Below are 8,694 nucleotides of genomic sequence, written 5' to 3' on the forward strand. Positions count from 1 at the left end.
ACGCCGCGTGACTTGAGCCGCTCGATCTGCTCGAACAGCAGATCGACTTCGCGTGCCGTCAGCATCGCCGTGGGTTCGTCGAGGATCAGCACACGGCACTCTCCGATCAGATTGCGGGCGATCTCGACCATCTGCTGATGGCCGATGCCCAAGGTGCCCACCAGCGTGTCGGGATGGATCGCGTCGAGCCCGACCTGTGCCATGGCGTGCCGCGCATCTTCGCGCAGTTTGGCGCGGTCGATCCAGCCGAACACGCCGCGTTGCGGCAAGCGGTTCAGGAACAGATTCTCGGCAACGGACAAGGTCGGCAGCAGGTTCAGTTCCTGCATGACCATCCGCACGCCAAGCGCTTCAGCATCCTTGCGGCTCGCCGGCGTATAGGCCGTGCCGCCGAGCGTCATCGAGCCGGTGGTCGGCGTCACCAGACCGCCAACGATCTTCGACAAGGTGCTCTTGCCTGCACCGTTTTCGCCGGTCAGCGCCAGCACCTCGCCTGCGCGCAGGTCTAGCGAGATATCCGCGAGCACGGGCTCTGCATAGGTCTTGCCGATGCCGTGAACCTGCAACACGGGCGGGGCATCAACAACGGAAAGGTTCGGAGTAGACATCAATTTGACTGAATCGGACCAGAAGCGGGCGCGTGGCACCGGGCGGCGCCACGCGTAACACCGTTCTTACTTGGTGACCAGATCGACAGGCGTTTCGACGACGCCCGACAATTCCGACTGCTTCTTGTGTTCGGCAATTGCCTTCAAAGCGGTATCGATACCGAATACGGCCTGCTTGGCGGCGTATTGATCCGCCGTGGCGAGAACGCGACCGTCGGCGAGCATCGGCTTGATCGCGCTGATGTTGTCATAGCCCACCACCTGGATCTTGCCGGCCTTGCCAGCCGCGCGCACCGCCGAGACCGCACCGATTGCCATGTTGTCGTTGCCGCACAGCAGCGCCTTGACATCAGGGTTTGCATTGAGGATCTGGCTCGCGACCGCGTTGCCCTTATCGATTTCCCAATCGCCCGATTGCAGCGAAACCACCTTCATGCCACCGGCCGCCATCGAATTCTTGAAGCCCAGCGTGCGTTGCTGCGCGTTGGTCGTCGTCGAGACACCTTCGATAATCGCCACGTTGTCACCCGACTTCAGGTGCTTGGCGAGGTAGTCGCCTACCTTCTGCGCGCCCTTGGCGTTATCCGGGCCGACGAACGGAATGTTCAGATCTTTCGACTTGAGGACGTCCTTATCCAGCTGGTTGTCGATATTGACCACGATGATGCCCGCGTCGACCGCCTTCTTCAGCACCGGCACGAGAGCCTTCGAATCAGCCGGTGCAATGACCAGCGCATCGACCTTCGACACGATCATCTGCTCGACGATACGGATCTGGTTGGCGGTGTCCGTCTCGTCCTTGATGCCGTTGGTGATCAGGTCGAACTTGTCCGGGTTCTGCTTCTGATAATCCTTGGCGCCGGTTTCCATGGTGAGGAAGAACTCGTTGGCCAACGACTTCATCACAAGCGCGACCTTCGGCTTGTGCGGAGTTTGCGCGAACGCGGTGGACATGGGCAGAACCGACGCGGCCAGGAAGGCTGCACCGACTGCGATAGCGCGACGTCGCGCCGGTTGGAAATGGCGAATCATTGATGTCTCCTTCGCTCGTTCGGTCTACGTATTGATAGCCGTCGAATTGTGATGGGTTAGGACGTCAGGCTTGCCACCAGATGCTGGGACAAGCCTGAGCAGGTCCAATCCTATCCTCGCGATCTCGGTTATGCTATGCCAAATTTCAAAATCTGGCGTTTCAAAAATGGAACACGTGGACTGGGACGATCTGAGGATTCTGGTGGCAATCGCACGCGGCGGCACGATGCGCTCGGCCGCGGCGGCTTGCGATCTGAGCCCGCCCACCCTGTCGCGGCGCCTGACCGAACTCGAGCGCCGGCTGGGCGAGCCGCTGATCGACCGGGTGCCGTCGGGCTGCACCGTGACGGCCTTCGGCGCGCGTGTGCTGGCGTGCGCCGAGCAGATGGAAGACCTCGCCCATCAGATCGAGCGCGCCGCGGACGTGACCGGCAGCAGCGGGCCGCACGGCACGGTGCGGATCAATGCGGTCGAATGGCCGTCGTACATTCTGTTGAAACTGCTTGGCTCGTTTCAGGAGCGGCTGCCCGGTCTCCAGATCGAAGTGCTGACGTCGCGACGGCCCTATAGCCTCGCACGGCGCGAAGCAGACATTGCGCTGTGGTCCGAGTGTCCCGAAGAAGGCGACCTGTATGTGCGCCGGATTGGGCGCATCCGCTTCGGGCTGTTCGCTTCACGCGATTACTATCTGCGGCACAAAGCGGCCATCGGCAGGAAGGAGTGGGACAAGCTGTCGTTCGTCGGTTACGACGACCGGCAGCCTGATCATCCCGCCACGCAATGGTTGAAAACCCTGACGGGTGCGCCAGCGCCTTCGCTTCGAAGCAGCTATGGCATGGGGATATTCGACGGCGTCCTGGGTGGCTCGGGGCTTGGTGTGCTCGCCCAGCTCGCGGGCGACACAACCAGCGATCTGGTCTGCGTGGAGCGACATATCAAGCCGCTCGATCAGGACGTGTGGATGGTGCTGCATCCGGCGTTGCGCGACAGTGAACGGATTCGCACCGTGGCGAATCTGATTGCCGAGATTTTCCGCTAGGCCTGGGGTTGACCCGAAGGCCGGATCAAACGAACTGCCCCGGCTCCCGGCGTGACCGACTCGTTATTCCTGACGCTGAACGATCCGGCCATCGGCGAGGTCAACCGTCTCGCCGACCTTGAGCGCCTGCACCTGTTGGACCTGTTCCGCCGAAAAGCGGTGCTCGGGGTCATGGAAAACGTGCAGCGGATACACGAACGTGCCTTGCTTCCAATAGCGCCGGTCGAAGGTCACGGCAAACTTTTTCTCGATCCGCCTGACCGGCGTATGCGACGTCAGCTTCGCGCGAAACTTCACCACCTCGCCGCGTACGAGATCGCGCTGCGACGCCACCATCATCCCGACTTCGCTAGCGGGATCGTTAGCCTCCGGGCAGTTTTCCGCCGCCTGGACAGCCGCCTCACCGGCCTGAACCAGTCCTTGCAACCACCGCTTCGTGTCGGACAGTGGGTTATCTTCAATCATGATTCGCGTTTCCTGTCACTTACTCAATTTGCCAGCCCGTACCTGGACTTCGTGCCTAGGCCTGCACTTGGGCGTGAAAAATCACCGAGGCGGGCTTGCCGGTTCTCGCGTCCACCGGCTCCTGCAATGCACGGAGGATGAACCCGCTATCGCGCATCAGCTCAACCCATGTCTGCATGGTACGGAAGTACCACGGCGGAGCGTCGGTGAATGCCGGGCCGAACCCTGCCCACGAGCCCGTGCGCCAGCCATCAACGTACGGCAGATCGCCGCATGAAACAAGAGGATGGAGCGTCTGCACGAGCAGGCTCCCATCCGGTTCGAGCAGTGTTGGAACGATCCGCAGCAGACCCTCTACCGATTCCTTGCCGAGCAGCGAAAAATTGCATACTACGACATCGGCGCCAGCTCTCAGTTGCCCCGCCGCGATCTCTTCGTAAGACAGAACTCTGCCATCGATCACGCCGGCCTGCTTCGCAGCGGCCACCAGTTCAGGCACCACGTCCACCGCCGTGACACCGATCCCGCGTTGCTGCAGCGCGAGCGCTAGCCAGCCCTCTCCGCAGCCGAGATCGATGACGGTTTTGGGTGCGCAGGCCAGCAACGCATCCACGATGGCCTGGTCCGTGACCAGGCGCCGGCTTTCGATTTCGCGAGCGCGGACTGCATGAGTCCACGGCGAAGCGTTATGCCGCCACGAATCAATGATCTTGTTGTCGCTCAGAGGGTCGAGGTTCATTGGTTTTTCCAACGCAAGTCAGCCCATATCCTACCTAAACGCAACACTGGTAGTGCTGTCCTATAATAGGGCAAGTGGAAACCGACGCCGCTTTTCAACAGAATGCCGAGGAGTGGGATGCCCAAAGTGCATCATCCCAAAGAGAATCACCTGCTATCGGTCTTACCGGAGGCAGAGTGGAAGCGCATCGAGCCGCATCTCACGCTGCTCGATATGCCGCTGGGGCAGGTGGTATACGAATCGGGCGACCGCCTCGATCACGTCTACTTTCCCACCACCGCCATCATCTCGCTGCTCTACGTTATGGAAGACGGCGCGTCCGCCGAGATCGCGATTGTCGGTAATGAAGGGCTCGTCGGCATTGCGCTCTTTATGGGCGGAGAAACCACGCCCAGCCGCGCCGTCGTGCAAAGCGCAGGGCACGCCTACCGGCTAGACGCCCACATCCTGAAGGAAGAGTTCCATCGCGCCGGCCCCGTGCAGCGGTTGCTGCTTCGCTACACGCAGGCGCTGATCACGCAGATGGCGCAAACCGCCGTGTGCAACCGGCATCACTCCATCGATCAACAGTTGTGCCGCTGGCTGCTCCTGAGCATCGACAGGTTGCCCTCGAACAAGTTGAAGATGACTCAGGAACTGATCGCCAATATGCTGGGTGTGCGCCGCCCCGGCGTTACCGAAGCGGCCACGAAACTTCAGGATGCCGGCTTGATCCGCTACAGCTATGGTCATATCGAGGTGCTGGACAGACCGGGGCTGGAAAAGCGCGTCTGCGAATGTTATGGCGTCGTGAAACGCGAGTTCGACCGGCTGTTGCCCGACCTGCGCGCGATCTAGCCCCCTTCCTTCGACCAATAGGCCTCGCGGCCGTAAAACTCGTACAGTGCCGTTTCGTAGTCCCGACCGACTGGAATCGCATCGTCGTACGCGGGGCTTTGCTTGATCGCGTCTCGCGTCAGCGTCGTGGAAACGCTCGATCCGTACCAGTCAATCAACTCGATCCATTCTGTCGCCAGCAGGACTTCCTTGCCGCCAGGCCACCAGTTGCGCGTATCGACGCTCAGGTAGCGAATCACCCAGGCCTCGTCATCGAAGATGAAGCCGGAAACATGACCCATGGTGCCGTCGATCGTCTCGATGTGGTAACCCTTCACCCCGTCCGTGCTACGCAGATGCGTGTCCGCGGGTGGTTCATCGGCCTCGGGGTCCGGGTCCACAACCGGGAAAGCGCCCAGTGGCAGAGCCGCGGTCGCAGAAGCTCCGTCGAAGGCAGGATAAGCGCCCATCCCCCACAGATTCGCCCCGCCCCAGTACGTCGGATAGCCGTAGTACCGCAGATACTGGATTTCGTGCTGGCGCGAGACGGGCTTATGCGTGTCGATGTTCGGGCTGTCGCGCACCTGTTGCCGCGTGAGTTTCACGTGCACCGCCTTCGATCCAGGATCTGAATGAGAAACGGCATACGGCGAAATCAGCACCTGCCGGTCCCTGAGCCAGTCACCTGTTTCGACCACCAGATAGCGCACGCCCCAGGCTTCGTCGTCGAAATAGACTTGCGTCACGGTTCCGACGTCGCCGTCGCTTGCCGTGACGGTGGATCCCTGCAAAAACTCTATGTTGCGCAGCATGTTCGATACTCCGTTTCTACTTCGTGGCACCAGGCTCCTCACGTGCGAGAACCCGGCTCAAGCGACCGACCTGCTATGCCGCTGTCTTGAGTTGCGGCGGCGTAGCGGCCGTTAAAGCGAGATGACTGAATTGTCAGCTTGTACGGTAACGTGCAGACACCGCCCCCTGGCCCGGCGTAACTTGCCGCAGAGGCATTGACCAGCCTCCCAAAGGAAACAAGATGACCCTGCACGAGTTCGCCAAGGATCTGACGCACCTCGAGTACGTTGTGCCTTTACTCGAGCGGGGCAATCCGTTGTCACTCCCGTACTGGCGCCAACGCGTCACAGCGTTGCAGTCCCAGCAGGCCCTCCTGCCCGACGGCACCAAACGCGTGGCCCGGTTGCTCAAGCTCTTCACAGAGTTCGAGCGCAGGTCGGCTCCGGACCGGTAGCGCCCTCGTGCTACGTTCCGTAGCGCAACGTGCCCGGCGCTATAGACCGTAGCGATCGCGCCGCCCTTCCTCGGCGGGCCGTATGGCGGACGGGTTAGCAGACTGCAAGCCCGCGGCCCGTTGCGAATACCTGTATAGCGAGGTGGCGAACATCAACGCCATTCCCGCTACGATTCCCCACATTGCTAATGTCATGCATTTCCTTTTAATCGGTTCGCGACCCAATCGGTGGCGGTGAAACACGACCGCGTGACGGGGAACATGCCAGACATCATCTGCCCAATCAGGGCGCACGTCTGTACGCTGCGGGACCGTCTCTGCTCGCGGCACGGTCTGAGCGAGCCAGGGGCAGTGGTGGAATCACTGTACTTCCCATGCAGAGGGTATACATTCAACTAGGTCCATGATCGCGAACATCACTCGCGAGACGTGCTATCTCAAGCAATGGATCAGGGAAGCCCAAAATGGCTCGGCGCTGGCGGCCGCATCGCCTACCGAATCCTGGCGGTTCAAACGAAACGCCAGTTCGTCGACTCACGGCGAGCGCAGGAAAGGCCGGCGAAACGCCGGCCTTTTAAGTCAGCGAGGTGTGTTCGCAGCATCCTGCTGCGCAACGGGAAAGCGTCTCGTGCAATTGAGTCTGTCTCATGGTGGGAGAAAAGCATGAAAGATGGCCGTACGAAAGCGGAAGCATTAGCCGAAATAAGGAAACAGCGACAAGCAGGCGAGACGGCGACCGATGACGGCATGCCGCTCGCACCAGAAAGCGACGCCAAAGACGTCGACGCGGTTCACTACAGAACGCCAGGACAGTGGACGCGCAGCACCAGAAAGTGGCGGCCTTATGTATCGGCACGGTTCTAACTCAAGGAACCCGGCTGGCGTTGCGCATGCGGCGCCCCGTCTCGGGGTCAGGGAAACTGTTATTCTCTCTTCTCCCGACCGTGGCATGGTCGCATGTGATGGGCCAACCGCCTGGCATCAAGCCAGACAGGATGTTGAATGTTCGGTTTTTTGCGCAGCTTCTTCTCGAACGATCTGGCGATCGATCTCGGCACGTCAAACACGCTGATTTACATGCGTGGCAAGGGCATCGTCCTCGACGAGCCTTCAGTCGTGTCTATCCGGCAGGAAGGCGGCCCGAACGGGAAGCGGACCATCCTTGCGGTCGGCAAGGAAGCCAAGCAGATGCTTGGCAAGGTGCCAGGCAACATTGAAGCCATTCGCCCGATGAAGGACGGCGTGATCGCCGACTTCAACATCACCCAGCAGATGATCAAGCAGTTCATACGGATGGTGCACGCGCCGCACATTTTTGCGCCGTCGCCGCGCATCGTGATCTGCGTGCCGTGCGGATCGACCCAGGTCGAACGCCGTGCAATCAGGGAAGCGGCACATACTGCAGGCGCGGCAAAAGTCTATCTGATCGAAGAACCGATGGCCGCCGCAACCGGTGCCGGCCTGCCCGTCTCCGAAGCCACCGGCTCCATGGTAGTGGATATCGGCGGCGGCACCACGGAAGTCGGCGTAATCTCGCTCGGCGGCATCGTCTACAAAGGCTCGGTACGCGTGGGCGGTGACAAGTTCGACGAGGCGATCGTCAACTACATCCGCCGCAACTACGGCATGCTAATCGGCGAACAGACCGCCGAAGCGATCAAGAAAGGCATCGGCTCCGCGTTTCCCGGCTCCGAAGTCAAGGAAATCGAAGTGAAGGGCCGCAACATGTCCGAAGGCATACCGCGCAGCTTCACCGTTTCCAGCAACGAAATCCTCGAAGCGCTGACTGATCCGCTCAACCAGATCGTGTCGGCGGTCAAGATCGCCCTCGAACAGACACCACCGGAACTAGGCGCCGATATCGCCGAGCGCGGCATCATGCTCGCAGGCGGTGGCGCGCTACTGCGCGATCTCGACCGTCTGCTCGCCGAGGAGACCGGTCTGCCCGTATTCGTCGCCGAAGCTCCGTTGACCTGCGTTGTACGTGGCTCCGGCATGGCGCTCGAACGCCTCGACAAATACGGCGACGTCTTTTCCTACGAATAAGCCGACGTTTATTGGCTGAGTTCTTGCGCCTTGATGCGCTTTCGGTGAGCCGCAACCTTCGCGCGGTTACCGCACAGCGCCATGCTGCACCAGCGGCGCGCGTGACCTCGCGTGTGATCCGCGAACAGCAGCGTGCAATTCACCCCTTCGCACGCTTTCACCAGCGTGAAGTCCTCCTCGCAGACCAATCTTGCCAGCGCTTCGGCTACCGGCATCAACAACGACTCGGCTGACTGCCAGCGCCGCTTCGCGCGAAGCTCGAAAGTCGTCACGCCATCCACGGCGTTCGCGACGACTTCCCCATGCTGCTCGTCACGCTCGAGCAACTGATTCACCGGTTCGAGCTCGCGCAGATCTTTGGCGCTCAACGGCCGCCCCTTGTGCTTCTTCACAAATCCCCTGAACCACTCGCGCAAGTCGCGCGCCTTCGCTGCCACTTGATCGAGTTCGGCAGTCGTCGAACCGCGCCTGATCGCTTCAAGTGCTTCACGAGGCACAAACGCTGCCTGGTCCAGCCAGGCCAATAGCCCCTCACCATCGCTGATCCAGTCAACTTCCTCATCCACGGGCGTCGCCACCGAATTCAGAAAATCCAGTCCGGGCGCGTCGGCGAGGAACATTGGGGGTATTTGGCGGTAGTCCATCTCTTGTGATGAATACAAAGTGACGATAGACACATCGTAACCACTAAAAAATCCCTTGA

The 8,694-nt window shown here is 60.8% G+C and carries 11 protein-coding genes; 5 read left to right on the forward strand and 6 right to left on the reverse strand.

Features of this window, described 5'->3' with window-relative positions; genetic code table 11:
* A partial coding sequence (locus M0954_RS12535) for an ATP-binding cassette domain-containing protein (RefSeq protein ID WP_297353542.1) occupies nucleotides 1-608 on the reverse strand: 608 nt, incomplete at its 3' end.
* A 66-nt stretch (nucleotides 609-674) separates the two neighbouring features.
* On the reverse strand, nucleotides 675-1,640 hold the full coding sequence (locus M0954_RS12540; protein WP_123388114.1) for a sugar ABC transporter substrate-binding protein: 966 nt from the start codon (nucleotides 1,638-1,640) through the stop codon (nucleotides 675-677).
* A gap of 166 nt (nucleotides 1,641-1,806) precedes the next feature.
* Between M0954_RS12540 and M0954_RS12545 the strand changes: the two genes are divergently transcribed.
* Complete coding sequence (locus M0954_RS12545) at nucleotides 1,807-2,679, forward strand: LysR family transcriptional regulator (RefSeq protein WP_123388115.1); 873 nt, start codon at nucleotides 1,807-1,809, stop codon at nucleotides 2,677-2,679.
* A gap of 63 nt (nucleotides 2,680-2,742) precedes the next feature.
* Here the strand turns inward: M0954_RS12545 and M0954_RS12550 are convergent, their stop codons facing one another.
* Nucleotides 2,743-3,144, reverse strand: coding sequence for a hypothetical protein (locus tag M0954_RS12550; RefSeq protein ID WP_122158482.1), 402 nt, complete (start codon nucleotides 3,142-3,144; stop codon nucleotides 2,743-2,745).
* A 55-nt stretch (nucleotides 3,145-3,199) separates the two neighbouring features.
* Nucleotides 3,200-3,883, reverse strand: coding sequence for a bifunctional 2-polyprenyl-6-hydroxyphenol methylase/3-demethylubiquinol 3-O-methyltransferase UbiG (locus M0954_RS12555; RefSeq protein ID WP_123388116.1), 684 nt, complete (start codon nucleotides 3,881-3,883; stop codon nucleotides 3,200-3,202).
* 117 nt (nucleotides 3,884-4,000) lie between these two features.
* Here M0954_RS12555 and M0954_RS12560 point away from each other — a divergent pair, with 117 nt between their 5' ends.
* A complete protein-coding gene (locus M0954_RS12560; RefSeq protein ID WP_122158480.1) occupies nucleotides 4,001-4,720 on the forward strand; it encodes a Crp/Fnr family transcriptional regulator in 720 nt (239 codons plus the stop codon).
* Here the strand turns inward: M0954_RS12560 and M0954_RS12565 are convergent.
* Nucleotides 4,717-5,511, reverse strand: a complete 795-nt coding sequence (locus tag M0954_RS12565) for a PRC-barrel domain-containing protein (protein WP_122158479.1) — start codon at nucleotides 5,509-5,511, stop codon at nucleotides 4,717-4,719. The two genes, M0954_RS12560 and M0954_RS12565, sit on opposite strands and share 4 nt — an antisense overlap.
* A 221-nt stretch (nucleotides 5,512-5,732) precedes the next feature.
* On the opposite strand from M0954_RS12565, the gene M0954_RS12570 reads away from it, so the two are divergent.
* The 3 genes from M0954_RS12570 to M0954_RS12580 all read left to right on the forward strand — a co-directional run bounded on the left by M0954_RS12570 (nucleotide 5,733) and on the right by M0954_RS12580 (nucleotide 7,991).
* A complete protein-coding gene (locus tag M0954_RS12570; RefSeq protein WP_123388117.1) occupies nucleotides 5,733-5,945 on the forward strand; it encodes a hypothetical protein in 213 nt (70 codons plus the stop codon).
* A 663-nt stretch (nucleotides 5,946-6,608) separates the two neighbouring features.
* Nucleotides 6,609-6,809 carry a hypothetical protein gene (locus tag M0954_RS12575; RefSeq protein WP_297353544.1) on the forward strand — a complete coding sequence of 67 codons (201 nt, stop codon included), beginning with the start codon at nucleotides 6,609-6,611 and terminating at the stop codon, nucleotides 6,807-6,809.
* A gap of 138 nt (nucleotides 6,810-6,947) precedes the next feature.
* Nucleotides 6,948-7,991 (forward strand): rod shape-determining protein, encoded by a 1,044-nt coding sequence (locus M0954_RS12580; protein ID WP_123388118.1) that lies wholly within the window; start codon nucleotides 6,948-6,950, stop codon nucleotides 7,989-7,991.
* Nucleotides 7,992-7,999: 8 nt separating this feature from the next.
* On the opposite strand, the gene M0954_RS12585 is transcribed toward M0954_RS12580, so the two are convergent.
* On the reverse strand, nucleotides 8,000-8,635 hold the full coding sequence (locus tag M0954_RS12585; RefSeq protein ID WP_122158475.1) for an ABATE domain-containing protein: 636 nt from the start codon (nucleotides 8,633-8,635) through the stop codon (nucleotides 8,000-8,002).
* Nucleotides 8,636-8,694 lie beyond the last annotated feature (59 nt).

The organism is Paraburkholderia sp. (assembly GCF_026225065.1).
Classification (GTDB): Bacteria; Pseudomonadota; Gammaproteobacteria; order Burkholderiales; family Burkholderiaceae; genus Paraburkholderia.

Coding starts and splice junctions, on each gene's coding strand:
- M0954_RS12540 (WP_123388114.1), bottom strand. CDS start 1,640: ATGATTCGCCATTTCCAACCGGCGCGACGTCGCGCTATCGCAGTCGGT.
- M0954_RS12545 (WP_123388115.1), top strand. CDS start 1,807: ATGGAACACGTGGACTGGGACGATCTGAGGATTCTGGTGGCAATCGCA.
- M0954_RS12570 (WP_123388117.1), top strand. CDS start 5,733: ATGACCCTGCACGAGTTCGCCAAGGATCTGACGCACCTCGAGTACGTT.
- M0954_RS12575 (WP_297353544.1), top strand. CDS start 6,609: ATGAAAGATGGCCGTACGAAAGCGGAAGCATTAGCCGAAATAAGGAAA.
- M0954_RS12550 (WP_122158482.1), bottom strand. CDS start 3,144: ATGATTGAAGATAACCCACTGTCCGACACGAAGCGGTGGTTGCAAGGA.
- M0954_RS12580 (WP_123388118.1), top strand. CDS start 6,948: ATGTTCGGTTTTTTGCGCAGCTTCTTCTCGAACGATCTGGCGATCGAT.
- M0954_RS12565 (WP_122158479.1), bottom strand. CDS start 5,511: ATGCTGCGCAACATAGAGTTTTTGCAGGGATCCACCGTCACGGCAAGC.
- M0954_RS12585 (WP_122158475.1), bottom strand. CDS start 8,635: ATGGACTACCGCCAAATACCCCCAATGTTCCTCGCCGACGCGCCCGGA.
- M0954_RS12555 (WP_123388116.1), bottom strand. CDS start 3,883: ATGAACCTCGACCCTCTGAGCGACAACAAGATCATTGATTCGTGGCGG.
- M0954_RS12560 (WP_122158480.1), top strand. CDS start 4,001: ATGCCCAAAGTGCATCATCCCAAAGAGAATCACCTGCTATCGGTCTTA.